The sequence below is a fragment of the Haloferax sulfurifontis genome (genome assembly GCF_014635105.1).
Taxonomy (GTDB): domain Archaea; phylum Halobacteriota; class Halobacteria; order Halobacteriales; family Haloferacaceae; genus Haloferax; species Haloferax denitrificans.
This window is the reverse complement of record NZ_BMCI01000002.1, coordinates 192,830-217,087: the sequence shown is the minus strand read 5'-3', so window position 1 is coordinate 217,087 and position 24,258 is coordinate 192,830. Positions and strand designations below refer to the sequence as shown.

Genomic DNA, 24,258 nt, shown 5'->3' with positions numbered 1-24,258 from the left:
ACGCCTCCAGCGCGGCGGCGATTGATATACCGCGGGGCCGTAGGAGCGGGACATGAACGACGCCCCGGAGTACGGCGAGACGTGGGTGTACGAGAGCATCGTCGGCGCGCTCCCGGGCGTGAACATCGGCGAAGCGGGCGCTATCGCCCTCCAAATCGCCGTCTTCGAGGTCGCGGTGCTCGTGTTCGCGTGGGTGTACGACCTGTGGGCCGCGGCGGTCGCGGGCACCGCGGCCATCGTCGTCGCGGCCGCGGGGAGCGTCGTGATGCTCCGCATGGGCGAGTGGACCCGCGCCGCGAGAGTGCCCGCGCCCTACCGCCGCCTGCTTTTCGGGTCGAGCATCGAAGTCGTGCTCGGCGTGCTCGCGTTCGTCGCGCTCGTGACGCACCTGTTCGTCTTCGACCCCCGGCAACCGGGAACGCCGCTCATGACGACGCTGTTCGGCCCCGAGCCGCCGGTCGTGGTGGTCTACCTGACACTGCTCGTCCTCTGGGACCTCTGTTACCGAATCGGCACGTCGTGGTGGGCGGCGGTCGTCGGCCTCTGGGGAGCCGTCCGCTATCGGTTCGACGGTCCGACCGCGAAGACGGTCAGGCGAGTGAACCTGCTAAACGTCGGGTTCGCGGTCGCGCAGGTGCTGTTGCTCCCGTTCGTCGCGGACCAGCCGGTGCTGTTGCTCGCGGTCGGCGGACACGTCGTCGCCGTGACCGTCGTCTCGGTGACGGCGGCGGCGCTGACGAGGACGTGAGGGACGCAGGAACAGGACGTGAGGAACGGGTCAGTCGTCGGACTTCATCCGCTTGAACTGTTCGAGTAGCGCGTCGGTCGAGTCGCCGGAGTCGTACTCGACACTGCCGCGGTAGGTCTTCCGGTCGTCGTCGGTCCCGGGTTCGACCTGACTCGTCATCCGCTCGCGGCGTTCGTGTTCGGCTTCGTCGTATGCCCCCATTGACATGGTTCGACTTACCATGTGTGGCTGTAGCACATATAGCTATCGGAGACATTCACAATCGTGATGTTCGCGGCGGTCCGGGCGACCCGAACCCGGAGACGGGGGGGATGGGACCGAAATCTGGAGCCGCGGCGGGAAAGGGTAAAAGCAATCGCCGAACTACACCGTGTGTGGCACGCCCGCTTCGCTTTCGTTACGCCCCCGGACGTTGGGACGAGTCGCGCATCACCCGCGACGTCTTCCAGCCGCTCGACGCCAACCTCGGTGCCGAGATGGGTGCGCCGTGGTACGCACCGCCCGACGGCTACGAGGCCCGACGGTTCGACATGGACAACGGCGACACCGCGCTGTTCGCGTGGTCCGACGACCACGCCTACTGGATAGGCAACACGGAGACGCCGAGTTCGCTGTGGCGGACCGACAAGGAGGGCTTCGCCGAGGCTCCCTTCGAGGTCTCCCGGTGGGCCCAGCGCGAACTCATCGCCGAGCTGTTCGACCAGTCGCCGTGGCTGAAGCCCTATCCGCATCTCTCGTGGTTCTTCCTCCCCGTGTTCCTCTCGAAGGACGGCCGCGAGACGACCCGCGAGTTCTTCCGCGACCACGCCGCGGGCTTCCCCGACGCGACCCGCGAGGAGGCGCTTGCGTTCTACGAGTCGTTCTTCGCCACGGGCGTCCTCGACGAGTACCGCGAGGTCATGGCCGGAAAGCTCGGCACCTCGGAGTACTTCGACCCGATACGGATGGCCGCCGCGATGGGCGAGTTCGACGTGGCGTACCTCCTCGACGAGGCGGGCTACGACATCACGCCCGAAATCGCCGTGACGACCGGCCACTCCATCGACTTCCGCGCGGAGAACACCCCCGCTGGCGGCGCGCTCATCGAGGTGACGCGCCCGCTCCCGCCGAACCGACGCTCCGTGAGCAACCCCATCGCCGCCATCCGCGACACGGCGCAGACCAAGACCAACGGCGAGGGCCAACTCGCCGAACACGGCGGCGGCGTGACGCTGTTCGTCGACTGCTCGTCGTTCCCCGACGACGACTGGGCCGCCATCATGGGCGAACGGCCCGACGTTCGGCACCGACCGGCCGTCGTCTTCCGCCTCCGGCCGTCGGGCGAGGTCGAAGGCTACTCGAAGGGGTCCGTTCCGGTGGACCTGCCGTGGCTCTCTGACTGACGGGGTCGCTCTATTCGGCTGTCGTCCGCCTCCGCCAACGAGCGACGGGAGTGCGGTCGAATCAACGAACTAACGAGCGAAACGGCGAGCCGACGGCTCGGGAGTCACGGTCAGAAAGAAAAATCGGAGTGAGACGGGGCCGACCTCAGAACGAGACCATCTCTGGTCCGTTCTCACCGAGCGGGGAGGGGTCGCGGTCGCTGTAGTACCGACGACCGATTGCCTCGTGGCCGACGCCGGTGAAGAGGGCGTCCCGCACGTCCTGCGGGCACGTGTACGTCTCGTCGCCGAGACGGGCCAGAATCTGTGCGACGGTCTCCTGGCCGTTCTGTAGCTCGATTACTTTGTCGCCGTACCGCTGGGCGAAGTCGGTCGAGCTAATCGGGTATTCGTGGCGATCGATGGCGTCGCCGAGTCCGTTCAGGCGCATTACACCCACACATGAACTCCCACCATCCTTAATGATTTTCCATGTATTTGATTAGTGGCATTGGAGTCCTTAATTGTCCTTAATGACGTTCGGGGCGCAACGTTTGTCTCCCCCTCGCTCCGACCACGATGCATGGACGACAGCCCGCCGGTCGCGGACCTCCATCTCCACACGACCGCCTCGGACGGCCGGCTCACCATCGACGCGCTCCCCGACGCGGCCCGCGCGGGCGGGGTGGACGTGGTGGCCGTGACGGACCACGACCGCTATCACCCGGACCTCGACGCGCCGGTGGTCGAACGCGACGGCGTGACAGTCGTCCGCGGCATCGAACTGCGCGTCGACGCCGGCGACCGCCGGGTCGACCTCCTCGGCTACGGCCTCAGGGAGCGACCCGCCCTCGTCGAGGTGGTCGAACGACTCCAGCGCAACCGCGTCGAGCGGGCGCGCGAAATCGTCGCGGCGGTCGAAGCGGAAACCGGGGTCGACCTCGACATCGACATCCACGACGGGGTCGGCCGACCCCACGTCGCCCGCGCCGTCGACGCCAGCGAGGCTCCGTACGACTACCAGGGCGCGTTCGACGAACTCATCGGCGCGGACGGCCCCTGCTACGTCGCGCGCGAACTCCCGACGTTCGACGACGGCGTTTCGGCCCTCCGAGACGCCTGCGACGTGGTCGGCCTCGCACACCCGTTTCGCTACCGCGACCCCGCCGGCGCGCTCGAACTCTGTGCCGACCTCGACGCCGTCGAGCGCTACTACCCCTACGGGTTCGACGTCGACTGCGACCTAGTCGAGGAGGCCATCGAGCGCTACGGCCTGCTCGCCACGGGCGGGAGCGACGCCCACGACGAGACGCTCGGTCGCGCCGGGCCGCCGGAGACCGACTTCGCCCGGTTCGCCGCGGCGGTAGACGGTCTCTAACCGTGTTAGTCCGTGAATAACTCGGAACGTGCCGTGGGGCGTAGAGTTAAATCCTATCGGAACTGAAGGGGCGGTATGCAGTGTCACTACTGCGACCGTGAGGCCGCATACGCCGCCGAGAAAGACCACATTAAGGTCGGCCTCTGCGAGCGACACTTCCGCAAGCGGGTCGAGGAACTCGCCGAATCCGAGGAACTCGCCGCCCTGAAGGAAAAACTCGATATTAACCGAACAAAGTGACGGCCGCTCCACGGCAGTCCCTCCACTAGCGCCTGCCTACCGTCGCCGCGCCGGGTCGCCTCGCGCGGCCCCGCGTCCGCTCACGCGAGTACCTGACCACCGAACACGTACAGCGCCGCGAGCGCGCTCTCGAACGCGACGGTCCCGAGCGCCGAGAGCGCGAGGAACCGCTTCGCCGACATCCCGGACAGCCCGGCCGGCACGGTGAGCATCCCGCGCGTGAACAGCATCGCGTTGCTCAGCGGAACGACGACGGGTCCCCAGCGGTCGAACCAGCCGTCGAACCGGTCGAGTGAGTCTTCGCTCACGCGGAACCACGACCGCGACAGGAGGTACTCGCGGCCGCCCCGCTTGGCGACGAGGAACAGCCCGACCTGACCGACGGTCGCGCCGAGCACGGCGACGCCGAGAATCGGGAGCAACAGTCGGTCGCCGACCAGCGCCAGCGCCCCGGGTACGAGGAGTTCGCTCGGCGCGACGTAGAGGAGCATCGCGCCCTCCAGTACGAACACGAAAAAGAGGGCGACGAGGGCGAGGTCCGACGCGAGGAGGTCCCGGAGGAAGTGGGGGAGTTGGGCGGTGAAGGCACTCATGTCCTGTGTGTTTCGAGCGGCATCGTGTTCATTATGGTTTGGATAACGCGGCGCGAACCGACGGGAGCGACGGCATTTTGCCGCCGCCGACCGAACCCCGCGTATGGAGTTCACCGACCGCCCCCGCAGGCTTCGAACCGACGGGATTCGCCCGCTCGTCTCGGAGACGACGCTCGACGCGACCGACCTCGTCGCGCCCGTCTTCGTCGACGCGACGACCGACGAGCGCGTCCCCATCGAGTCCATGCCGGGCCACGAGCGCGTGCCCGTCGCCGAGGCGGCCGACCGCGTCGCCGAGGTGCGCGAGGCCGGCGTCGAGGCCGTCATCGTCTTCGGCATCCCCGAGTCGAAGGACCCCGAGGGGTCTCGCGCGTACGCGCGAAACGGGGTCGTACAGGAGGCCGTCCGCGCCATCACCGCCGAGACGGACGCCTACGTCATCACCGACGTCTGTCTCTGTGAGTACACCGACCACGGCCACTGCGGCGTGCTGGAGGACCACGCCGAAGCGGACCCGACGCTGACGGTCGAAAACGGGCCGACGCTCGACCTGCTCGCGGAGACGGCCGTCTCCCACGCCGAGGCGGGCGCGGACATGGTCGCACCCTCGGCCTCGATGGACGGGATGGTCGGCGCGATTCGCGCCGCGCTCGACGACGCCGGCCACGACGAGATACCAATCATGTCCTACGCCGCGAAGTACGAGAGCGCCTTCTACGGTCCCTTCCGCGACGCGGCCGACGGCGCGCCGGCGTTCGGCGACCGACGACACTACCAGATGGACCCGGCGAACGCCCGCGAGGCGCTTCGCGAAGTCGCACTCGACGTGGAACAGGGCGCGGACGTGCTGATGGTCAAGCCGGGCCTGCCGTATCTCGATATCGTCCGCGCCATCCGCGAGGGCTACGACCACCCGGTCGCCGCCTACAACGTCTCCGGCGAGTACGCGATGCTCCACGCCGCCGCCGAGAAGGGCTGGCTGGACCTCGACGCGGTCGCCCGCGAGTCGCTTCTGTCGATGAAGCGAGCGGGCGCAGACCTCATCATCACGTACTTCGCAGAGCGCGTCGCGCGGCAACTCGACTGAGACGGCGGGCGGGTGGGCCGGCCGGCTCTCGGACGGCCGCTCGACCCGCGGAACGACACGGTTCGAGGGCCGAACCACGGGAAACGATACCGGGGCGCGCACGGCCAAAACACACTTGTTAGGCAACATTTTCCTGAACGTTCGTCCACCGAACTCCGGAGAATCTCAAAATCCTTGGACGATATACAACCTTATATGCGTAATATTCTAGCCTATTTTGTGCAGTTGTGGTATTACGCCTTGCTGAATTTGACAAAACCAACCCCACACTTTATGTACTGACTCACCATGAAGTCGAACCGTGATGAAGCACCAGAATCCACACGGATACGGAGAAAAAGTAACTGAACGGTCACCGGAGACCGCATGGGGTGGTCAGTCGTGATACCGCTCCAGGTCGACCCGAGCGTTATCGCGCAGGGGGTCAACTACGTCTGGATCCTCGTCGTCTCGTTCCTCATCTTCTTCATGCAACCGGGCTTCGCGCTCTTAGAGGCAGGGCAGGTACGCGCGAAGAACGTGGGCAACGTGCTGATGAAGAACATGACCGACTGGGCGCTCGGCGTGCTCGTCTACTTCCTCGTCGGCGCGGGGGTCGCGACAATCGTCGGCGGCCTCACGTCGTCCGGCGGCTTCGACGTCGCCGCCGCGTTCTCGTACATCGGCGACTCCGGCGCGTGGATTGACTGGCTCTTCGGGGCCGTCTTCGCCATGACCGCCGCCACCATCGTCTCCGGCGCGGTCGCAGAGCGCATGGACTTCCGCGCGTACATCGTCTTCGCGGCGACCATCACGGGTATCATCTACCCCGTCGTGCAGGGCCTGACGTGGTCCGGTGGCCTCCTCTCGGGGAGCGGCTACATCGGTGCCGCCCTCGGCGTCGGCTACCTTGACTTCGCCGGTGCGACCGTCGTCCACATGTGCGGCGGCGTCGCCGGTCTCGTCGGCGCGAAGATGGTCGGCCCGCGTAAGGGCCGCTTCGACGCGAACGGCAACAGCCAGCCCATCCCGGGCCACTCGATGTTGCTCGCCGTCCTCGGCACGCTCATCCTCGCGTTCGGCTGGTACGGCTTCAACGTCGGCACGCAGGCGACCGTCCTCGCGACCACCGAAAGCGGCGGTCTGGAGTTCATGGGTGCCGCGCTCGGTCGCGTCGCCCTCGTGACGACCCTCGGCATGGGCGCCGGCGCGGTCGCCGCGATGATCGTCTCGACGAGCTACCAGGGCAAGCCCGACCCCCTCTGGATGGCGAACGGCCTGCTCGCCGGCCTCGTCGCAGTCACCGGCGCGGTCCCCCACGTCACGTGGTGGGGCGGCCTCATCCTCGGCGCGCTCGGCGGCGCAATCGTCCTGCCGGCGTACCGCTGGACCGTCGACTCGCTCAAGATCGACGACGTGTGTGGCGTCTTCGCCGTCCACGGCGTCGCGGGCGCGGTCGGCACGGCGCTCATCCCGGTCTTCGCGGTTAGCGGCTTCTCCGGCACCCAGCTCGTGATGCAGGTCGTCGGCGTGGTCGTCATCGCCGCGTGGACCATCATCGCCTCGGCCATCGTCTTCGCCATCGCGGACGCCGTCTTCGGCCTCCGCGTCTCGGAAGAAGAGGAAGAAGAGGGCCTCGACGCCGGCGAACACGGCGTCTCGGTCTACCCCGAATTCGTCGGCGACGCCGGTCCCGACGGCGCGCTCGGCTCGCCCACGGCGACCGACGGCGGGAGCGACGTGCGCACCGACGGTGGCGTCGTGAAAGACGAGACCGTCGAAGCCAACGGAGGTGACAGCCAATGAGCGACGAGGCCGACGAACAGGGCATCAAGATGGTGATGGCCATCATCCGCCCCGACAAGCTCTCGGACGTGAAGACCTCGCTCGCCGAGGCGGGCGCGCCGTCGCTCACCGTCACTAACGTCTCCGGCCGCGGCTCCCAGCCCGCCAAGAAGGGCCAGTGGCGCGGCGAGGAGTACACAGTCGACCTCCACCAGAAGGTCAAAGTCGAGTGCGTCGTCGCCGACATCCCCGCCGACGACGTGGTCGAGGCCATCGCCGACGCCGCCCACACGGGCGAGAAAGGCGACGGGAAGATATTCGTCCTCCCCGTCGAGAGCGCGGTCCAAGTCCGCACCGGCAAGGAGGGCAAGCCGGCGGTCTGAGCGCGCACCCTCGGCCGAAACCGACTCGAAGTCTCCTTTCGCCGCTCTCGCCGCGGTCCGCGCGAGTGCGCACTCGACCGGGGTTCGACGAACGCCCCGCGTCGTTTTAATTACTTTTCCGACACTACGTTCGTAGGATTGCGTGGCAACATTTGTCCACAGAGTGCCAACCTTACGTCCTTATACAAGACATACTCCATCTTATATCGGACATACGTCTCTCAGAGGGCCTTTTTGTAGACGTTTGTCAACGCGAACCGTTATATGAACGTCTGTAGATAGCATCTCCCATGGTTCGCGAGACATTCGGTCGCGAATCGAGCACCAATATGAACGACTGTCCAACTCCCCAGCTCGAACCGCTCGCCGGAGGCATCGTATGTTGACACCCCTGCAGACCGACCTCGCCTCGGTCGTCGAGGGCGTAAACCTCGTGTGGGTCCTCACGGTCACGTTCCTCATCTTCTTCATGCACGCCGGCTTCGCCATGCTCGAAGCCGGGCAGGTCCGCGCGAAGAACGTCGCCAACCAACTGACCAAGAACCTGCTGACGTGGAGTATCGGCGTCATCGTGTTCTTCCTGCTCGGCGCGGCCGTGTCGTCCATCGTCGCCGCCTTCACCGGCGGCCCCGCGACGACGATTTCCGGGGCGTTCATGAGCCTCTACGCGCCCGAGGCGTCGGCGACGACGGCGTGGGTCGACTGGCTGTTCGGAGCCGTCTTCGCCATGACCGCCGCCACCATCGTCTCGGGTGCCGTGGCGGGCCGCGCCCGACTCCGCGCGTACCTCACGTACACCATCCTCATCGCGGGCGTCATCTACCCCGTCGTCGTCGGCTTCACGTGGGGCGGCGGCTTCCTCTCCGCCCTCGGCTTCCACGACTTCGCCGGCGGCATGATCGTCCACGGCATGGGCGGCATCGCCGGCCTCACCGCGGCGTGGATTATCGGCCCGCGCATGGACCGCTTCAAGCCCGACGGCACCGCGAACGTCATCCCCGGCCACTCCATCACGTTCGCTGTCCTCGGCACGCTCATCCTCGCGTTCGGCTGGTACGGCTTCAACGTCGGCACCGCCGCCGCGCCGCTGGCGTACGCCGACGGCGGGGTCTCGCTCGGCTCCTTCGCCTACGTCGGCCGCGTCGCCCTCGTGACGACCCTCGGCATGGCCGCCGGCGCAATCGGCGCGGGCGGCGTCGCCATGTACAAGACCGGCAAGGTCGACACGCTCTACGTCGCCAACGGCGTCCTCGCCGGCCTCGTCGGCATTACCGCCATCGCGAACGACATCGTCTGGCCGGGCGCGCTGGTCGTCGGCCTCCTCGCCGGCGCACAGCTCCCGGTCGTCTTCGAGTTCGTCGAAAAGCGCCTCCAAATCGACGACGTGTGTGCGGTCTTCCCCGTCCACGGCTCCGCGGGCGTCCTCGGGACGCTCCTCTACCCGGTGTTCGCCGTCCCGCTGTGGCACGACGGCGCGTCGTTCGTCTCGCTGGCCGTCCCGCAGGTCATCGGCGTGGCCGTCATCGCCATCTGGACGTTCGTCGCCACCGCGGCCGTCTTCGGCGGCTTCCGCGCCGTCGGACAGGTCCGCGTCTCCTCCGACCACGAGCGCGAGGGCCTCGACACCGCCGAACACGGCGTCGACACCTACCCCGAGTTCGGTTCGCCCGACGCCGACACCGGCATCCGCACCGACGGCTCCGGCGTCCCGAGCGGGGATGGATTCATGACGACGGGCCGGGAGGACTAACCCATGAGTGATTCCGACCTGCCGAACGACGGCGACATCAAACTCGTGATGGCCGTCATCCGCCCCGACAAGCTCTCCGACGTGAAGACCGCGCTCGCCGAAATCGGCGCGCCGTCGCTCACCGTTACCAACGTCTCCGGCCGCGGCTCTCAGCCCGCGAAAAAGAGCCAGTGGCGCGGCGAGGAGTACACCGTCGACCTCCACCAGAAGGTCAAAATCGAGTGCGTCGTCGCCGACATCCCCGCCGACGACGTGGTCGAGGCCATCGCCGACGCCGCCCACACGGGCGAGAAAGGCGACGGGAAGGTGTTCACCCTCCCCGTCGAGAGCGCGGTTCAGGTCCGCACCGGCAAGACCGGACGCGACGCCGTCTGAATCTCGCGGCCGTTCTCTCGTCGTCGGTCGCGGTCGTCCCGGTCTCTCGTCGTCGGTCGCGGTCGTCCCGGTCTCTCGTCGTCGGTCGCGGTCGTCCTCCCTCGGTCGAAGATACCCGCGGCCCCTCGCGGGCCGAGCGCCGACCCCACGCGAAACCGTTTTTCCGCTCCGCACCGAGCGTCGTGACGATGAGCGGTGGCTCCACGTGGTGACTGTCGCGGTCCTCGGCGGACTCGCCGTCGCGCTGTTCGGGATGGCCGCCGTCGGCCTGCTCGCCGACCGGTACCTCGCCGAACCCGACGGCCTCCGCGCCGACCTCCTCGTCAGCGACGCGAACAAGTGGGCCGTCTTCGCCCTCCTGTGCGGTTACGTCCTCGTCGTCGAGGGGCGGCCGCTGTCGTCGATGACCGGCCGCTCGCTTGCCCCCCTCGCGTTCGTGGCGGTGGTCGGCGGCGGCGTCTTCGTCCTCTTCGTCGCGAACGCGGTGACGACGCCCGTCTTCGACCGACTCGGCGTGGGCGGTCTCGACGAGGGGATGACCGGACTGGCCTCGCTGTCGGTCAGACACCGGCTGTTCGTGGCCGGGACCGCCGGGATTACGGAGGAGGTGCTGTTCCACGGCTACGCTATCGAGCGCCTGCTCGAACTCACCGGTAGCCCGCTTCTCGCGGGCGGCGTCTCGTTCGCCGCGTTCACCGCGAGCCACGCCGTCGGCTGGGAGCGCGGCGCGGTCGCCAGAATCGCCGTCCCCGCGCTCCTGACGACGGTCATGTATCTCCTCGTGCGCGACGTGGTGGCGCTCGTCTGCATCCACGCGCTCAACGACGCGGTCGGTCTGCTGTTGGCCGGGTCGGTCGAGGACGCCGGCGACGCCGAGGGCGCTGACGCCGCCGCCGACGGGACGGCCCGATAGGTCGCCGCCGGAGCGAGCCGAGAGGTCGCCACGGTCCCGAGTTCCAGTCGAGCGGGCGTCTCCCCGTCCGGTGGTTCGCCGGTGGCAGGTGCGGCCGGCCCAGTAAGGTCTTTCCCGCGAGCGGCCGAACCGCCGCGCATGAACCACGACGAGTCAAGGGCGCTGTACGACCGCGCGCTGTCCGTGCTCGCGGGCGGCGTGAACTCCTCGGTCCGGGCGACGCAACCGTACCCGTTCTTCGTCGAGCGCGGCGACGGCGCGCACGTCATCGACGCCGACGGGAACCGCTACGTCGACTACGTGATGGGCTACGGGCCGCTCCTCTACGGCCACGACGCGCCAGAGCCCGTCCAGTCGGCTGTCCAGAAGCACGCCGCCGCCGGGCCGATGTACGGCGCGCCGACCGAAATCGAGGTCGAACACGCCGAGTTCGTCGCGCGGCACGTCCCCTCCGTCGAGATGCTCCGGTTCGTCAACTCCGGCACGGAGGCGACCGTCTCGGCGGTCCGCCTCGCCCGCGGCGTCACCGGCCGCGACAAAATCGTCGTCATGCAGGGCGGCTACCACGGCGCACAGGAGTCCACGCTCGTCGAGGGCGGCCCCGGCGGCGCGAAGCCCTCGACGCCCGGCATCCCCTCGTCGTTCGCCGACCACACCATCCCCGTCCCCTTCAACGACGAGGAGACGGTCCGCGAGGTGTTCGAGGAACACGGCGAGGACATCGCCGCGGTGCTGACCGAGCCGATTCTGGCGAACACGGGCATCGTTCACCCCGTCGACGGCTACCTCGAAGCCCTCCGCGACGTGACCGAGGACCACGGCGCGCTCCTCATCTTCGACGAGGTCATCACCGGCTTCCGCGTCGGCGGCCTCCAGTGCGCGCAGGGCAAGTTCGGCGTCACGCCCGACCTCACGACGTTCGGGAAGATTATCGGCGGCGGCTTCCCCGTCGGCGCGGTCGGCGGGAAGGCCGAACTCGTCGAGCAGTTCACCCCCGGCGGCGACGTGTTCCAGTCGGGCACCTTCTCGGGCCACCCGGTGACGATGGCCGCGGGCCACGAGTACCTGAAGTACGCCGCCGAAAACGACGTGTACGGGCACGTCAACCGCCTCGGCGAGAAGCTTCGGGCGGGCATCACCGACATCCTCGAAGACCAGGCCCCCGAGTACACCGTCGTCGGCACGGACTCGATGTTCAAGACGGTGTTCACGCGCCACGGCGCGGCCGAGCGCGCCGACGCCTGCGCCGACGGCTGTGCGCAGGTCGAGTCGTGTCCCAATTACGACGCCTGTCCGAAGACCGGCGCGGACGTGTCGAACGCCGAGACCGACCGCTGGGAGCGCGTCTTCTGGCAGGAGATGAAAGACCACGGCGTGTTCCTCACGGCGAACCAGTTCGAGTCGCAGTTCGTCTCCTACGCCCACACCGACGAGGACATCGAGGAGACGCTGGAAGCGTACAAAGCGGCGCTATAACCCGAATCGACGATTCACCGGCCGCGCGCTTTTTTCACGATTCCGGTCCGGTCGCCCGAGAGAGTCCGAGGTACGCCGGGAGTCCGATGACGACGGTCAGTCCGGCGGTGAGGAAAAGCGGGGCGACGCCGGTCGGGTCCGGCGCGAAGATGAATCCGAGCGGGAGCGCGACGACGAACGCGACGCCGAAGACGAGCGCGGGGTGGAGGGACCTGTTCACGTTCGAGTCGTCGCCGCGGAGACCGAAAACCGTTCGGCACGCCGAGCGACGGGGCGAGCCGGCCCGCGCGACCGGCGTTCGCTCGCGCAAATGCAAGCCGATGCGACCCCGACGCGACCCCGACGTGACCCCGACGCGGACCCGGCTCACTCGACCCGGAGTCGCGCCTCGGCCGCCCGCCACAGCGGCGGGTAGGTCAGGGCGACGCCGACGCCGAGACAGACCGCCCACGAGACGAGGACGCCGACCGGGTTCCCCCGGAGTTCGAGGAGAATCAACAGCGGAATCCAGAGCGCGGTCACGACGAGGCCGACGCCCCAGACGCGGGCGACGAGGCGGAGGCGAAGCGGGCGCGCGAGGAGGAGAACGAGACCGACGAGTGCCGCCGCGGCGAGGCCGGCGAACCACGGTGGTTCGACGCCGACCGACGAGAGGAACACGTCGAGGGGCGCGACGACCGAGGTCAGGCCGAACAGGAGGAGCGCGACGACGACGAGGTCGCCGACCTGCCGGACGGCCGAATCGAAGGCGGGCATCGTCCGGGTCGTCGCGCGGGGACCGTATCGGTCTTCCGTTCGGGTTCGACCCGGCGCGCGGGAGCGAACTGGTGGGCTTTTCAACGCGGGGGCCGGACTGACCCGTATGACTACAACACTTCGCTTGGCGACGCGAGGGTCGGCGCTCGCTCGCGCACAGGCCGCGAGCGTGCAGGGGGCGCTCGCGAGCCGCCGACTCGACGTCGAACTCGTCGAAGTCGAGACCACGGGCGACCGGATTCAGGACGAGCTCATCCACCGACTGGGCAAGACCGGCGCGTTCGTCCGCGCGCTCGACGAGCGCGTCCTCGACGGCGAGGTCGACGCCGCGGTCCACTCGATGAAGGACATGCCGACCGAGAAGCCCGCCGACCTCGTCGTCGCGGGCGTTCCCGAGCGCGCGCCGGCCGGCGACGTGCTCGTGACGGCCGAGGGCCACGACATCGACGACCTCCCGGAGGGGGCCGTCGTCGGCACGTCGTCGCTCCGCCGACAGGCCCAACTGCTGAACTACCGCGAGGACCTCGAAGTCGAACCGCTCCGCGGCAACGTCGACACCCGCATCGAGAAACTCCTGGCGACGCACCTCCAGCGCGAACACGAGGCCCGCGTCGAAAACGACAAAGAGCGGCAGGAAAAGAAGGGAAAGACCGACCACGACGAGGCGTTCGACGAGACCGCCGACGAGTGGTTCGAGGGCCTCACCGAGCTCGAACGGCAGGCGCTCGGCCGGAAGGTCGAAACCGAGTACGACGCCATCGTCCTCGCCGAGGCGGGGCTCAAGCGAAGCGGGCTCACCGAGAAAGTGAACTACGAGCGCCTGCCGCGGACGACGTTCGTCCCCGCGCCCGGACAGGGAGCCATCGCCGTGACCGCCGCGGACGCCGAGGTCATCGACCTCATCCGCGACAAACTCGACCACCCGCGGACCCGCGTCGAGACGACCGTCGAGCGGACCATCCTCGCCGAACTCGGCGGCGGCTGTATCGCCCCGGTCGGCGTCCACGCCCTCCTGCAGGGCGAACACGTCCACGTCGACGTGCAGGTGCTTTCGACCGACGGCTCGGAGTCCATCAAGACCTCGCGGGACCTCCCCGTCGGCAACCACGCCCACGCCGCCCGCGAGTTCGCGGCGGCGCTCCGCGACCGCGGTGCGGGTCAGTTAGTCGAGGCCGCCCGCAAGGAGGCCGAGGAGTGAGATGACGGCCGACGACGCGGCCGACGGAAACGGCGTCGGCACGGTCCACCTCGTCGGGAGCGGCCCGGGCGACCCGGAACTGCTGACGATGAAGGCCGCCCGCCTCATCGACGAGGCGGACGTGGTGCTCCACGACAAGCTCCCCGGCCCGGAGATTCTCGGGATGATTCCGGCCGAGAAGCGCGAGGACGTGGGCAAGCGCGCCGGCGGCGAGTGGACCCCACAGGAGTACACGAACAACCGACTGGTCGAACTCGCCCGCGAGGGCAACGACGTGGTGCGCCTGAAGGGCGGCGACCCGTTCGTCTTCGGCCGCGGCGGCGAGGAGATGGAGCACCTCGCCGACAACGGGATTCCCTTCGAGGTCGTGCCGGGTATCACCTCGGCGGTCGCCGGCCCCGGTTCGGCGGGCATCCCCGTCACCCACCGCGACCACGTCTCGTCGGTGTCGTTCGTCACCGGCCACGAGGACCCGACGAAAGACGAGTCCGCGGTGGACTGGGACGCGCTCGCCGCGACCGGCGGGACGCTCGTCGTCCTCATGGGCGTCGGCAAGCTTCCGCTGTACACCGCCGAACTCCGCGAGGCGGGCGTGGACGGCGACACGCCCGTCGCCCTCATCGAGCGGGCGACGTGGCCCGACATGCGCGTCGCCACCGGCACGCTCGACACCATCGTCGACGTGCGCGACGAGGCCGACATCGAGCCGCCCGCAATCACCGTCATCGGTGAGGTCGCCGCAACCCGCGACCGCGTGAAGCAGTTCCTACAGGGCGGCGGCGCGGACGCCGTCGCCGAGGCCGACGCGACCGCCGGAGGTTCGGGAGGCGACGAATGAGCCAGCAGGTCCGCGCGGCCGTCTTCCGCCCCGACGACGACCGCATCGAGCGCGCCGTCGAACTCCTCGACTCGCTCGGCGCGACCCCGGTCCCCGACCCGATGCTCGCAATCGAGCCGACCGGCGCGACGCCCGAACCCGGCGCGTTCGTCGTCCTGACGAGCAAGACCGGCGTCGAACTCCTCGACGAGGCCGGCTGGGAACCGGGCGACGCGGTGCTGTGCTGTATCGGCCCCGCGACCGCCGACGCCGCCCGCGAGGCCGGCTGGACGGTCGATCGCGTCCCCGACGAGTACACCTCGGCGGGACTGGTCGACCACCTCGCGTCCGACGTCGACGGCGCGACGGTCGAAGTCGCCCGGAGCGACCACGGCAGTGCCGTCCTCACAGATGGCCTACGCGACGCGGGCGCGGACGTTCACGAGACCGTGCTGTACCGACTCGTCCGCCCCGAGGGAGCCGGGAAGTCGGCCGAGCTGGCCGCCGCCGGCGACCTCGAAGCCGCCCTCTTCACCTCGTCGCTCACGGTCGAGCACTTCCTCGACGCCGCCGCGGAGCGGGGCGTCCGCGAGGAGGCAATCGCCGGCCTGAACGACGCGGTCGTCGGCGCAATCGGGCCGCCGACCCGCGACACCGCGGAATCCCACGGCATCGACGTGACCGTCGTCCCCGACGAGGCGACGTTCGAAGCGCTCGCGGTCGCCGCGGTCGAGACCGCCGCGCCGACGTATCACGAGTGACGTGACGGGAAGCGAGGCGGAAGACGGGACGAGAGACGGCTCGTGGCGCGCGGTCAGTTCGGTCGCCGGCTGGCAGACCGCCGCGAGCCTCTGTTACTACGCCATCTTCGCGGCGACCGGCTTCGTCCGCGACGCGTTTTCGGTCTCCGAGTCGCTGGTCGGGCTGTTCCTGACCGCCGGTCTGCTCGGCTACACGGTGTTTCTGTTCCCGAGCGGCGCGGCCGTCGACGGCTACGGCGAAAAGCCCGTGATGGTCGTCGGCCTGCTGGCGCTGTCGGTCGCGCTCGTCGGCGTCACGTTCGCGCCGCCGTCGTACGCGCTGTTGCTCGTGACGGTGGCGCTCCTCGGGGCGGCCTACTCGACCGCGATGCCGGCGTCGAACCGCGGCATCGTCGCGGCCGCGCCCGCCGGGAGCAAAAACCTCGCCATGGGGCTGAAGCAGGTCGGCGTCACCGTCGGGAGCGGGGCGTCGTCGCTCGTCGTCACCGGCGTCGCCGTCGTCGCGGCGTGGCAGGTCGGCTTCTGGGCCATCGCCGTCTTCGCCGCCGGCTACGCGCTCCTCTTCGCGACGCGCTACCGCGGGAACCCGGGGACCGGCCGGCTCGAACGCCCCCGGCTCGCCGGCCTCGGCGGCAACCGCGCCTACGTCGCGCTCGTCGCCGCCGCGCTGTTCATCGGCGCGTCCATCTTCTCGATGCTCGGCTACACCGTCCTCTACGTGCAGGACGTGGTCGGGACCGGCCCCGCCCTCGCCGGCGGCGTCCTCGCGGCGACGCAGGTGACCGGAAGCGTCGGCCGCATCGGCGCGGGGAGCCTCGCCGACCGCCTCGGCGGCCCCCGCGGCGCGGCCACCGTCGCGCTCGTCCAACTGGCAGGGTCGGTCGCGCTCTTTTCCCTCCTCGTCGGAGCCGGCGGCTCGTTCGCGCTCACCATCGCCGTCTTCGTCGCGCTCGGGCTCACCATCCACGGCTCGACCGGCGTCTTCTACTCCTGTCTGAGCGGCGTCGTCGACGACGGCGACATCGGCGCGGCGACCGCCGGCGGCCAGACCGCGCTCAACGTCGGCGGCCTCGTCGCCCCACCGCTTTTCGGCTTCGTCGTGGAGTCGACGGGCTACGGGGCCGGCTGGGCGCTCGTCGCCGGCTCGACGGTGCTCGCGACCGTTCTCCTGTTCGTCGTCAGGCGGCGAATCTGACCGGCGGTCGCGCTCGGTCAGGTCCGCGGCCGCGGGCGAGCCTTCTTATACCGAACCGCGGCAACGACGACACATGTCCGCCGTCGAACTGGAGTGGAAACGAAGGGGTTCCGTGCCCGAACTGCCAGCGTTTATGCCGGAGAGGGCGTGAGTACCACACCAATGGACGGACCCGTCCCCGAACTCACAGAGCACGCGGCGGCCTGCGCGGCCCGCCTCCGCGACGCCGACCGGGTGCTCCTCGCCTCGCACATCGACGCCGACGGGTTGACGAGCGCCGGCATCGCCTCGACCGCGCTCGAACGCGCCGAAATCCCCTTCGAGACGGTGTTCTGCCGCCAACTCGACGCGGCCGCCGTGGCCGACATCGCGGCGACCGACTACGACACCGTGCTGTTCACGGACTTCGGGAGCGGCCAACTCGACATCATCGCCGACCACGAGGCGGCGGGCGACTTCCACCCCGTCATCGCCGACCACCACCAGCCCGCCGAGGGCGTCGAGACCGACCACCACCTCAACCCGCTTCGGTTCGGCCTCAACGGCGCGAGCGAACTCTCCGGCGCGGGCGCGAGCTACGTCCTCGCGCGGGCGCTCGAACCCGAGGGGAGAGATAACCGCGACCTCGCCGCCCTCGCCGTCGTCGGCGCGGTCGGCGACATGCAGGACACGAACGGCGAACTCCGCGGGGCCAACGCGGGCATCGTCGACGAGGGCGTCGAAGCCGGCGTCGTCGAGGAGGGAACCGACCTCCGCATCTACGGCCGCCAGACCCGCGCGCTCCCGAAGCTCCTCCAGTACGCGACCGACGTTCGCATCCCCGGCATCTCGAACAACGAGGCCGGGGCCATCGAATTCCTCACCGAACTCGACGTGCCCTGCCGCGACGACGACGGCGAGTGGAAGCGGTGGGTCGACCTCACCGGCGACGAGCGCCAGACGCTCGCCAGCGCCCTGATGCGCCGCGCCATCGCCAGCGGCGTGCCCGCCTCCCGCATCGACGACCTCGTGGGGACGACCTACGTGCTCTCTCGGGAGCGAGAGGGGACCGAACTCCGCGACGTGAGCGAGTTCTCGACGCTCCTGAACGCGACCGCCCGCTACGACCGCGCCGACGTGGGGCTGGCGGTCTGTCTCGGCGAGCGCGACGCGGCGCTCGACCGGGCGCGCCGGCTCCTGCGGAACCACCGCAAGAACCTCTCGAACGGCCTTCAGTGGGTGAAAGAACACGGCGTCCGCGTCGAGGACAACCTCCAGTGGTTCGACGCAGGCGACGAGATACGCGAGACCATCGTCGGCATCGTCGCCGGGATGGCCGTCGGCACCGACGCGACCCGAAGCGGGATTCCGGTCCTCGCGTTCGCCGACACGGAAGGGGGCGAGGTGAAAGTCTCCTCGCGCGGGTCGTACGTGATGGTCCGAGACGGGTTGGACCTCTCGGCGGTCATGCGCGAGGCGTCGCGGGCGGTCGGCGGCGACGGCGGCGGCCACGACGTCGCCGCGGGCGCGACGATTCCGAAGGGCGAGGTCGAGGCGTTCATCGCCGAGGCGGACCGCATCGTCGGCGAGCAGTTAGCGAAGAACCCGGATTAGTCGTCGACCGGGTTCGACCCGAACCGCGCGGGAACCCAGTTTTGGCTGTCGATTGGCGGGCGCTCGTACCCGGAGTCGTCCTGTCGGGACGGCAGTTCGATCGGGTCCGGCGTGAGGTCCTCGTAGTCGATTTGGTCCAGCAGGTGCGAGATGCAGTTGAGTCGCGCGTGGCGCTTCACGTCGGCGTTGACGACGTGCCACGGGGCCTCGTCGATGTCGGTGTGTTCGAACATCGCGTCTTTGGCCTCTGAGTAGTCGGCCCACCGCGAGCGCGCTTCGAGGTCCATCGGGCTGAGCTTCCAGCGGCGCTTCGGGTCCTCGTTTCGCTTCTGGAAGCGCCGTTCCTGCTCCTCGTCGCTGATGGAGAACCAGTACTTGACGAGGACGATGCCCGAGCGGACGAGCATCCGCTCGAACTCGGGGCAGGTCCGTAAGAACTCCTCGTACTCCTCGTCGGTGCAGAATCCCATCACCCGCTCGACGCCCGCGCGGTTGTACCAACTCCGGTCGAAAAGCACCATCTCGCCCTCGGTCGGAAGCTGTTCGACGTACCGCTGGAAGTACCACTGCCCCCGTTCGCGCTCCGTGGGCTTGCCGAGCGCGACGACCCGCGCCACCCGCGGGTTGAGCCGGCGGGTGATGCGCTTGATGACGCCGCCTTTCCCCGCGGCGTCGCGCCCCTCGAAGACGACACAAACCCGCAGGTCGTGTTCCTTTATCCAGTACTGGAGTTTCACCAGTTCCTCTTGGAGGCGGTTCAACTCGCGTTTGTACTGTTTCTTCTTCAGGACGCCCTCGTCGTTGTAGCGAGGGTTGTCAGTGGACATAGGCGAACTGAGTGCGCTGTGAACAAATAACAGACGGGGGACAGGGACGAGAGCGGGGGCGGCGCGGCGACTCAGAGGCCCGAACAGACCTGCTCGCCGCTCACGATTTCCGGGACGACGACCTCGTCGGCTCCGGCGCGACGCGCGAGCGCCTCGTCCATCTGGTCGCCGGCGCGGACGACGAGTTTGGCGTCGGGGGACAGCCGACTCGCCGCGATGGCGATTTGGATGTTCACCTTGGAGTCGTCTATCGCGCCGACGACCGTCGCGGCGCGCTCGACGCCCGCGTCGGCGAGTCGGTCCTCGCGTCGGGCGTCGCCTTCGACCGCGAGCAGGTCCGCGTCGAGCGCGCGCTGGTACCCCGTCTCCTTGCTCTCGACGACGACCACGTCGCGGCCCATCTCGCGGAGCCGCGCCGCGACCGTCTTGCCGAAGGTCCCGTAGCCGCAGACGACTACGTGCGATTCGAGTTCCGCAATCTCTCGGTGGAGTTTCATCTGGTCGAGTTCCTCGCGTATCTGCCCGCCGAAGGCCGCGGAGACGAACGTCTCGCCGGCCCACAGCCCGGTTCCGATGAGGCCGGTGAGAATCACGATGGCGTACGCCTTGACGAGCGTCGCCGGCCCCTCGTGGGTCTGGTAGTGGAGTTCGATGCTGGTCGGGTCGAGTAGCCAGAACGCCGCGTCGACGAGGCTCGCGCCGCCGAGGATGCTGAACCCGCCGACGCCGGCGACGACGAACGCCGCGACGGCGACGAGCGGTCTGACCATCCGTCGGAGCAACGGCCTGTGTGCCAGCGCGTCGATGAGGATGCGGCGGTCGTTCACGGGGGTGCGGACACCTCGGGAGAGCGCGACCGGTCGGGTTCGTGCGGCCCGCAATCGCGGGAAACCGGGGTGTTTGACGGCAAAGGAATACGGATATTTCCAGTACTATATGAATTTGACTCGTGTTCGAGTGCATATTCGATCATGTAGTCAGTATTCGAAAACCCACCAAGCATAAAATCGTTCACCCTTAAACAACCCAATATTCTGGCTATGACTCCCCGATTCGGGGTCGGGTACAATTCGATATAGCGGAATGTGATTTATCATGGCCGGTAATGGGAGAGGGCCCGACCGAGTGTCGACTGCGCTCGCGTTCCGTCTGCGGCTCGAAATCCGCGAAATCCTCATATCGGATGGTTGTGTATGTCATGGCACCGGCACGCATGCCGGAGTGGGGTGAACGATGGCGACTGCCAACTCGAACGAGGCCGAATACGACTACCCGGTCGGCTACGAACCGGAGGTACAAACAGAGACGGTCGAACTGGACCGTCGAACCGTCGAGCGACTCGACGCGCTGCGCGAGGACGACGAGTCGTACGACGAACTGATAACCGAGCTCGCGTCCATCTTCGCGGCGAGCGAACTCTCCGCCGCGCGCGTGGACAGCCCGCTCATCGAGTGACGCCCCGCGTCGCTCGATTTTCCGTATTTGAGGCGCCCTGAGAGTTGAATCGCCGTTCGGGGGCGATCAGTCGATAAATGCTACGTTGCTATACAGAATATCCAATCCCGACGAACCAACCGTCCGATTTTTTGCCGGGAGCGCGAAAGCTCCGGGTATGACCGACTTCGACCCCGAGAAGTTCGAGGACAAGTACGCCAACTACTTCCCCGAACTCCAGCGCGCGTACAAGAACGCCTTCGAGACGATGAACGACGAGTTCGACTCGTCGCTCATCCACGGGGTCGACCAGCAGATTCTCAACGAGTCGGAGCCGTTCTACGAGGACGGCGACTTCTCCGTACGGCTCCCCGAGAACCCCGCCGAGCGACTGACGGCGGTCGAAATCGACGACGACGAGCTGGAAGCCGTCCTCGACCGCTACGTCGACGAGATAGAAGGCGAGCTCCGGCGGGTCTTCGGCGTCGAGGCGTAACCCCGAACCAAAGGCCTAAGCACGTTCACCTCGAAGCCGCGTGCATGAGCACGGAGACGCAGGACGGCGAGGACGACCTCAAAGAGCGTGTCGTGAACTTCCTCCGTCGGAACTTCCCGCAGATCCAGATGCACGGCGGTAGCGCGGCCATCCGCGACCTCGACCGCGAGACCGGTGAGGTCACCGTTCTCCTCGGCGGCGCTTGCTCTGGGTGCGGTATCTCCCCGATGACCATCCAGGCTATCAAGACCCGCATGGTCAAGGAGATTCCCGAGATCAACGAAGTCCACGCCGACACCGGCATGGGCGGCGACGGCGGCATGGGCGGCGACAGCCGCGGCGGCAGTCCGTCGTTCCCCGGCGACACCAGCGACGACACGACTGATATCGAGGACGACCAGGGCCCGCAGGCTCCGTTCTAACTCGACGGTTCGGACGTTTTCGTCCGGCGGCGGCCGAGAACAGGAGTTTTATCGGCGACTACTCCCCACCCTCGGGTATGACTGCCGAGTCGCCCGAGAACGTCCTCTTCGTCGTCATGGACACGGTCCGAAAGGACCACCTCACGCCGTACGGCCACGACCGCCCGACGACGCCGGGCCTCGACCGCTTCGCCGACGAGGCGACCGTCTTCGAGCAGGCCGTCGCGCCCGCGCCGTGGACTCTGCCGGTCCACGCCTCGCTTTTCACCGGCATGTACCCCAGCCAGCACGGGGCCGACCAGGAGAACCCCTACCTCGAAGGCGCGACGACCCTCGCCGAGACGCTCTCGGCGGCCGGCTACGACACCGCCTGTTACTCCTCGAACGCGTGGATAACGCCGTACACGCACCTGACCGACGGCTTCGCCGAGCAGGACAACTTCTTCGAGGTCATGCCCGGCGAGTTCCTGTCGGGGCCGCTGGCGAAGGCGTGGAAGACGATGAACGACAGCGACGCGCTCCGGACGCTCGCCGACAAGCTCGTCAGCCTCGGCAACACCGCCCACGAGTACCTCGCCGGCGGCGAGGGCGCGGACTCGAAGACGCCCGCCGTCATCGACCAGACCATCGACTTCGTCGACGGCTCCGAAGAGTTCTTCGCGTTCGTCAACCTCATGGACGCGCACCTGCCGTACCACCCGCCCGAGGAGTACAAAGAGCGCTTCGCGCCCGGCGTCGATTCGACCGAGGTCTGCCAGAACTCAAAGGAGTACAACGCCGGTGCCCACGAGATTGGCGACGACGAGTGGGAGGACATCCGCGGCCTCTACGACGCCGAAATCGCCCACATCGACGACCAGCTCACCCGGCTTTTCGACCACCTGAAAGAGACCGACCGCTGGGACGACACGATGGTCGTCGTCTGCGCCGACCACGGCGAACTCCACGGCGAACACGGCCTCTACGGCCACGAGTTCTGCCTGTACGACCCGCTCATCAACGTCCCGCTCATGGTCAAACACCCCAACCTCGACGCGGACCGCCGCGACGACCAGGTCGAACTGGTCGACCTCTACCACACGGTCCTCGACTCGCTCGGCGTCGAGGGCGGCGACCCCGCGAACCCCGGCGACGACGCGGTCGGCCTCGACCGCACGCGCTCGCTCCTGTCGGCCGACTACCGGGAGTTCGCGCGAGCAGAGAACGACGACCCCGGCCAGCGCCGAGACGGCGAGTACGCCTTCGTCGAGTACTCCCGCCCCGTGGTCGAACTCAAGCAGTTAGAGGAGAAGGCGTCGAGCGCGGGTATCACGCTCCCCGAGGACTCGCGGTTCTACTCCCGGATGCGGGCGGCGCGGCGGACCGACGCCAAGTACGTCCGAATCGACCGCATCCCCGACGAGGCCTACCGCCTCGACGCCGACCCCGAGGAGGCCGAGAACGTCGCCGACGCGGACGACGAGGCAATCGCGGAGACCGAGGCCGCCCTCGCGGAGTTCGAAGACGCCATCGGCGGCGCGTGGACCGACGCGCTCGACACCGACGTCTCGGACGACTCCGTCGACCAGATGGACGACGAGACACAGGACCGACTGCGCGACCTCGGCTACCTCGAATAGCGACCTATCTCAGCGTATCCCTTCTCCCCGCTCCCACGCCCGGAGGAGCGCCGCGAGCGTCCGGTTCGTCGGCACCTCGAAGCCGTGTTCGGCGGCGATATCGACCACCGCGCCGTTGATGGCGTCCACCTCGGTCCGCTTTTCGGCCGCCACGTCCTGTAGCATCGACGAGCGGTTCGCGGCGGTTTTCTCGACCACGCGGTCAAGCGCCTCGCGGGCGACGCGGTTCGGGAGCGACACGCGCTCTAATCGGGCGACGCGGGCCGTCTCGCGGGCGGCTCGGTGTGCGAGTTCGCTGGCGTCGTCGCCCGCGAGCGCGCCGTTTTCGACCCGCGAGAGCGCGGTGACGGCGTTGATGCCGGCGTTGACGGCGAGTTTCTCCCAGCGCCGCCGCGGCATGTCGGTCGCGACGAGTGCGTTGAGCCCCGCGTCGCGGAACGCCTTGCCGACGCGCTCGGCGAGGGGGTCGGGGCCGCCGTCGAGCGCGCCCAAGACGATTCGGCCGACGCCGGTGCATTCGATGCGACCCGGTTCGACGAGCCGCGCTCCGTAGGTCGCCGTGCCCGCGAGGACGGGCGCGTCGAGGCGAGAGGCGAGCGTCTCCTCGGTGAGTCCGTTCTGGAGCGACAGCACCGCGCCCACGTCGCAGTCGGCGAGCGCGTCGGCGGCCGCCGCGGTGTCGAACGACTTGACCGTGACGAGCGCGAGGTCCGCGCCGTGGCCCGTCTCGGTCGTCGTCGCGGCCGGCGAGACGTGCGCCGACTCGGCACCGACGATATCGAGACCGGCCGACGACACCCGCGCGGCGTGCGGGTCGCGCGCGACGAGCGTTACGTCGTGGACCGGCGCGAGGAGGCCGCCGACGAGCGTGCCCAGACTGCCCGCGCCGAAGACGAGGATACGCATGGCTACCCGTTCTCGGCGGACGACAAAAATGGCGAGTTTCGCGGTGTGAGAGACGAACTGTCCGAGAAAACAAACGAATCTTATTTTCCTGATTGGCTCCAGTTTCGTGCTATATTTGCCAGTCGAACGCCCGCGTGTTAAAAATCACACGCCATATGGTGGACAC

28 protein-coding genes are annotated in these 24,258 nt (G+C 68.3%); 20 read left to right on the top strand and 8 right to left on the bottom strand.

The annotated features are described in order from the left end of the window. Positions 1-52 precede the first annotated feature (52 nt). Positions 53-748, top strand: a complete 696-nt coding sequence (locus tag IEV64_RS05490; protein ID WP_004968848.1) for a DUF7530 family protein — start codon at positions 53-55, stop codon at positions 746-748. Positions 749-778: 30 nt separating this feature from the next. Here IEV64_RS05490 and IEV64_RS05485 read toward each other — a convergent pair whose 3' ends face one another. After that, a complete protein-coding gene (locus IEV64_RS05485) occupies positions 779-955 on the bottom strand; it encodes a DUF5786 family protein (RefSeq protein WP_004968847.1) in 177 nt (58 codons plus the stop codon). Positions 956-1,122: 167 nt separating this feature from the next. On the opposite strand from IEV64_RS05485, the gene IEV64_RS05480 reads away from it, so the two are divergent. Then, entirely contained in the window at positions 1,123-2,130 is a 1,008-nt protein-coding gene (locus IEV64_RS05480; protein WP_007275875.1) for a DUF5784 family protein, read from the top strand. A gap of 145 nt (positions 2,131-2,275) precedes the next feature. Here IEV64_RS05480 and IEV64_RS05475 read toward each other — a convergent pair whose 3' ends face one another. Further along, positions 2,276-2,560: a DUF5789 family protein gene (locus IEV64_RS05475; protein ID WP_004968845.1), complete on the bottom strand. Its 285-nt coding sequence runs from the start codon at positions 2,558-2,560 to the stop codon at positions 2,276-2,278. A gap of 132 nt (positions 2,561-2,692) precedes the next feature. Here IEV64_RS05475 and IEV64_RS05470 point away from each other — a divergent pair, with 132 nt between their 5' ends. Together IEV64_RS05470 and IEV64_RS05465 are read left to right on the top strand one after the other, a co-directional pair. Beyond that, a complete protein-coding gene (locus IEV64_RS05470; RefSeq protein WP_007275874.1) occupies positions 2,693-3,487 on the top strand; it encodes a PHP domain-containing protein in 795 nt (264 codons plus the stop codon). A gap of 75 nt (positions 3,488-3,562) precedes the next feature. Further along, positions 3,563-3,727 (top strand): DUF6757 family protein, encoded by a 165-nt coding sequence (locus IEV64_RS05465; RefSeq protein WP_004045157.1) that lies wholly within the window; start codon positions 3,563-3,565, stop codon positions 3,725-3,727. Between the two features lie 80 nt (positions 3,728-3,807). Here the strand turns inward: IEV64_RS05465 and IEV64_RS05460 are convergent, their stop codons facing one another. Beyond that, complete coding sequence (locus IEV64_RS05460; protein WP_007275873.1) at positions 3,808-4,320, bottom strand: DedA family protein; 513 nt, start codon at positions 4,318-4,320, stop codon at positions 3,808-3,810. A 103-nt stretch (positions 4,321-4,423) separates the two neighbouring features. Here IEV64_RS05460 and hemB point away from each other — a divergent pair, with 103 nt between their 5' ends. From hemB to hemL, 7 genes are all read left to right on the top strand, one after another. Continuing rightward, positions 4,424-5,407, top strand: coding sequence for a porphobilinogen synthase (hemB, locus tag IEV64_RS05455; RefSeq protein ID WP_188423389.1), 984 nt, complete (start codon positions 4,424-4,426; stop codon positions 5,405-5,407). 366 nt (positions 5,408-5,773) lie between these two features. After that, entirely contained in the window at positions 5,774-7,192 is a 1,419-nt protein-coding gene (locus tag IEV64_RS05450) for an ammonium transporter (protein WP_188423388.1), read from the top strand. Next, entirely contained in the window at positions 7,189-7,554 is a 366-nt protein-coding gene (glnK1, locus tag IEV64_RS05445) for a nitrogen regulatory protein GlnK1 (protein ID WP_004968839.1), read from the top strand. The genes IEV64_RS05450 and glnK1 (IEV64_RS05445) overlap by 4 nt, the downstream gene beginning before the upstream one ends. 379 nt (positions 7,555-7,933) lie before the next feature. Further along, complete coding sequence (locus IEV64_RS05440; RefSeq protein WP_229722521.1) at positions 7,934-9,304, top strand: ammonium transporter; 1,371 nt, start codon at positions 7,934-7,936, stop codon at positions 9,302-9,304. A gap of 3 nt (positions 9,305-9,307) precedes the next feature. Continuing rightward, positions 9,308-9,679 carry a nitrogen regulatory protein GlnK1 gene (gene glnK1 / locus IEV64_RS19815; protein ID WP_229722519.1) on the top strand — a complete coding sequence of 124 codons (372 nt, stop codon included), beginning with the start codon at positions 9,308-9,310 and terminating at the stop codon, positions 9,677-9,679. Between the two features lie 205 nt (positions 9,680-9,884). Continuing rightward, on the top strand, positions 9,885-10,592 hold the full coding sequence (locus IEV64_RS05435; RefSeq protein ID WP_188423387.1) for a CPBP family intramembrane glutamic endopeptidase: 708 nt from the start codon (positions 9,885-9,887) through the stop codon (positions 10,590-10,592). Positions 10,593-10,730: 138 nt separating this feature from the next. Continuing rightward, entirely contained in the window at positions 10,731-12,068 is a 1,338-nt protein-coding gene (hemL, locus tag IEV64_RS05430) for a glutamate-1-semialdehyde 2,1-aminomutase (protein ID WP_089777184.1), read from the top strand. A gap of 34 nt (positions 12,069-12,102) precedes the next feature. Here the strand turns inward: hemL and IEV64_RS05425 are convergent, their stop codons facing one another. Together IEV64_RS05425 and IEV64_RS05420 are read right to left on the bottom strand one after the other, a co-directional pair. Further along, positions 12,103-12,288, bottom strand: a complete 186-nt coding sequence (locus IEV64_RS05425) for a hypothetical protein (RefSeq protein WP_188423386.1) — start codon at positions 12,286-12,288, stop codon at positions 12,103-12,105. A 146-nt stretch (positions 12,289-12,434) separates the two neighbouring features. After that, complete coding sequence (locus tag IEV64_RS05420; RefSeq protein ID WP_007275865.1) at positions 12,435-12,824, bottom strand: hypothetical protein; 390 nt, start codon at positions 12,822-12,824, stop codon at positions 12,435-12,437. A gap of 124 nt (positions 12,825-12,948) precedes the next feature. Here IEV64_RS05420 and hemC point away from each other — a divergent pair, with 124 nt between their 5' ends. The 5 genes from hemC to recJ all read left to right on the top strand — a co-directional run bounded on the left by hemC (position 12,949) and on the right by recJ (position 18,388). Beyond that, positions 12,949-14,022, top strand: coding sequence for a hydroxymethylbilane synthase (gene hemC / locus IEV64_RS05415; protein WP_188423625.1), 1,074 nt, complete (start codon positions 12,949-12,951; stop codon positions 14,020-14,022). A 1-nt stretch (position 14,023) separates the two neighbouring features. After that, entirely contained in the window at positions 14,024-14,860 is an 837-nt protein-coding gene (gene cobA, locus IEV64_RS05410; RefSeq protein ID WP_188423385.1) for a uroporphyrinogen-III C-methyltransferase, read from the top strand. After that, positions 14,857-15,600: a uroporphyrinogen-III synthase gene (locus IEV64_RS05405; RefSeq protein WP_188423384.1), complete on the top strand. Its 744-nt coding sequence runs from the start codon at positions 14,857-14,859 to the stop codon at positions 15,598-15,600. Before cobA ends, IEV64_RS05405 begins: the two co-directional genes overlap by 4 nt. A gap of 1 nt (position 15,601) precedes the next feature. After that, positions 15,602-16,795: an MFS transporter gene (locus IEV64_RS05400; RefSeq protein WP_188423383.1), complete on the top strand. Its 1,194-nt coding sequence runs from the start codon at positions 15,602-15,604 to the stop codon at positions 16,793-16,795. A gap of 162 nt (positions 16,796-16,957) precedes the next feature. Further along, the gene (gene recJ, locus IEV64_RS05395; RefSeq protein ID WP_007275860.1) at positions 16,958-18,388 is read left to right on the top strand and encodes a RecJ family nuclease; all 1,431 of its coding nucleotides are present in this window, start codon (positions 16,958-16,960) and stop codon (positions 18,386-18,388) included. On the opposite strand, the gene ppk2 is transcribed toward recJ, so the two are convergent. Further along, positions 18,385-19,215 (bottom strand): polyphosphate kinase 2, encoded by an 831-nt coding sequence (gene ppk2, locus IEV64_RS05390; RefSeq protein WP_007275859.1) that lies wholly within the window; start codon positions 19,213-19,215, stop codon positions 18,385-18,387. The two genes, recJ and ppk2, sit on opposite strands and share 4 nt — an antisense overlap. A 71-nt stretch (positions 19,216-19,286) precedes the next feature. Then, a complete protein-coding gene (locus tag IEV64_RS05385; protein ID WP_188423624.1) occupies positions 19,287-19,985 on the bottom strand; it encodes a potassium channel family protein in 699 nt (232 codons plus the stop codon). Between the two features lie 463 nt (positions 19,986-20,448). On the opposite strand from IEV64_RS05385, the gene IEV64_RS05380 reads away from it, so the two are divergent. The 4 genes from IEV64_RS05380 to IEV64_RS05365 all read left to right on the top strand — a co-directional run bounded on the left by IEV64_RS05380 (position 20,449) and on the right by IEV64_RS05365 (position 23,186). Next, positions 20,449-20,670, top strand: coding sequence for a DUF7557 family protein (locus IEV64_RS05380; RefSeq protein ID WP_004065778.1), 222 nt, complete (start codon positions 20,449-20,451; stop codon positions 20,668-20,670). Between the two features lie 157 nt (positions 20,671-20,827). After that, positions 20,828-21,145, top strand: a complete 318-nt coding sequence (locus tag IEV64_RS05375; protein ID WP_004968824.1) for a DUF5783 family protein — start codon at positions 20,828-20,830, stop codon at positions 21,143-21,145. Between the two features lie 44 nt (positions 21,146-21,189). Then, positions 21,190-21,567 carry a NifU family protein gene (locus tag IEV64_RS05370; RefSeq protein WP_004045112.1) on the top strand — a complete coding sequence of 126 codons (378 nt, stop codon included), beginning with the start codon at positions 21,190-21,192 and terminating at the stop codon, positions 21,565-21,567. Between the two features lie 77 nt (positions 21,568-21,644). Next, positions 21,645-23,186, top strand: coding sequence for a sulfatase (locus IEV64_RS05365; RefSeq protein WP_188423382.1), 1,542 nt, complete (start codon positions 21,645-21,647; stop codon positions 23,184-23,186). Between the two features lie 9 nt (positions 23,187-23,195). Here IEV64_RS05365 and IEV64_RS05360 read toward each other — a convergent pair whose 3' ends face one another. Next, complete coding sequence (locus IEV64_RS05360) at positions 23,196-24,092, bottom strand: ketopantoate reductase family protein (RefSeq protein WP_188423381.1); 897 nt, start codon at positions 24,090-24,092, stop codon at positions 23,196-23,198. Between the last annotated feature and the right edge of the window lie 166 nt (positions 24,093-24,258).

Excerpts from the sequence above, each read along its gene's own strand:
- IEV64_RS05360 (WP_188423381.1), bottom strand. The coding sequence starts at position 24,092 with ATGCGTATCCTCGTCTTCGGCGCGGGCAGTCTGGGCACGCTCGTCGGC.
- ppk2 (WP_007275859.1), bottom strand. The coding sequence starts at position 19,215 with ATGTCCACTGACAACCCTCGCTACAACGACGAGGGCGTCCTGAAGAAG.
- IEV64_RS05440 (WP_229722521.1), top strand. The coding sequence starts at position 7,934 with ATGTTGACACCCCTGCAGACCGACCTCGCCTCGGTCGTCGAGGGCGTA.
- glnK1 (WP_229722519.1), top strand. The coding sequence starts at position 9,308 with ATGAGTGATTCCGACCTGCCGAACGACGGCGACATCAAACTCGTGATG.
- IEV64_RS05365 (WP_188423382.1), top strand. The coding sequence starts at position 21,645 with ATGACTGCCGAGTCGCCCGAGAACGTCCTCTTCGTCGTCATGGACACG.
- hemB (WP_188423389.1), top strand. The coding sequence starts at position 4,424 with ATGGAGTTCACCGACCGCCCCCGCAGGCTTCGAACCGACGGGATTCGC.
- IEV64_RS05420 (WP_007275865.1), bottom strand. The coding sequence starts at position 12,824 with ATGCCCGCCTTCGATTCGGCCGTCCGGCAGGTCGGCGACCTCGTCGTC.
- hemL (WP_089777184.1), top strand. The coding sequence starts at position 10,731 with ATGAACCACGACGAGTCAAGGGCGCTGTACGACCGCGCGCTGTCCGTG.
- IEV64_RS05385 (WP_188423624.1), bottom strand. The coding sequence starts at position 19,985 with ATGGTCAGACCGCTCGTCGCCGTCGCGGCGTTCGTCGTCGCCGGCGTC.
- IEV64_RS05380 (WP_004065778.1), top strand. The coding sequence starts at position 20,449 with ATGGCGACTGCCAACTCGAACGAGGCCGAATACGACTACCCGGTCGGC.
- IEV64_RS05475 (WP_004968845.1), bottom strand. The coding sequence starts at position 2,560 with ATGCGCCTGAACGGACTCGGCGACGCCATCGATCGCCACGAATACCCG.
- IEV64_RS05405 (WP_188423384.1), top strand. The coding sequence starts at position 14,857 with ATGAGCCAGCAGGTCCGCGCGGCCGTCTTCCGCCCCGACGACGACCGC.
- cobA (WP_188423385.1), top strand. The coding sequence starts at position 14,024 with ATGACGGCCGACGACGCGGCCGACGGAAACGGCGTCGGCACGGTCCAC.
- IEV64_RS05450 (WP_188423388.1), top strand. The coding sequence starts at position 5,774 with ATGGGGTGGTCAGTCGTGATACCGCTCCAGGTCGACCCGAGCGTTATC.
- glnK1 (WP_004968839.1), top strand. The coding sequence starts at position 7,189 with ATGAGCGACGAGGCCGACGAACAGGGCATCAAGATGGTGATGGCCATC.
- recJ (WP_007275860.1), top strand. The coding sequence starts at position 16,958 with ATGGACGGACCCGTCCCCGAACTCACAGAGCACGCGGCGGCCTGCGCG.
- IEV64_RS05460 (WP_007275873.1), bottom strand. The coding sequence starts at position 4,320 with ATGAGTGCCTTCACCGCCCAACTCCCCCACTTCCTCCGGGACCTCCTC.
- IEV64_RS05465 (WP_004045157.1), top strand. The coding sequence starts at position 3,563 with ATGCAGTGTCACTACTGCGACCGTGAGGCCGCATACGCCGCCGAGAAA.
- IEV64_RS05470 (WP_007275874.1), top strand. The coding sequence starts at position 2,693 with ATGGACGACAGCCCGCCGGTCGCGGACCTCCATCTCCACACGACCGCC.
- IEV64_RS05370 (WP_004045112.1), top strand. The coding sequence starts at position 21,190 with ATGAGCACGGAGACGCAGGACGGCGAGGACGACCTCAAAGAGCGTGTC.
- IEV64_RS05485 (WP_004968847.1), bottom strand. The coding sequence starts at position 955 with ATGTCAATGGGGGCATACGACGAAGCCGAACACGAACGCCGCGAGCGG.
- IEV64_RS05375 (WP_004968824.1), top strand. The coding sequence starts at position 20,828 with ATGACCGACTTCGACCCCGAGAAGTTCGAGGACAAGTACGCCAACTAC.
- IEV64_RS05490 (WP_004968848.1), top strand. The coding sequence starts at position 53 with ATGAACGACGCCCCGGAGTACGGCGAGACGTGGGTGTACGAGAGCATC.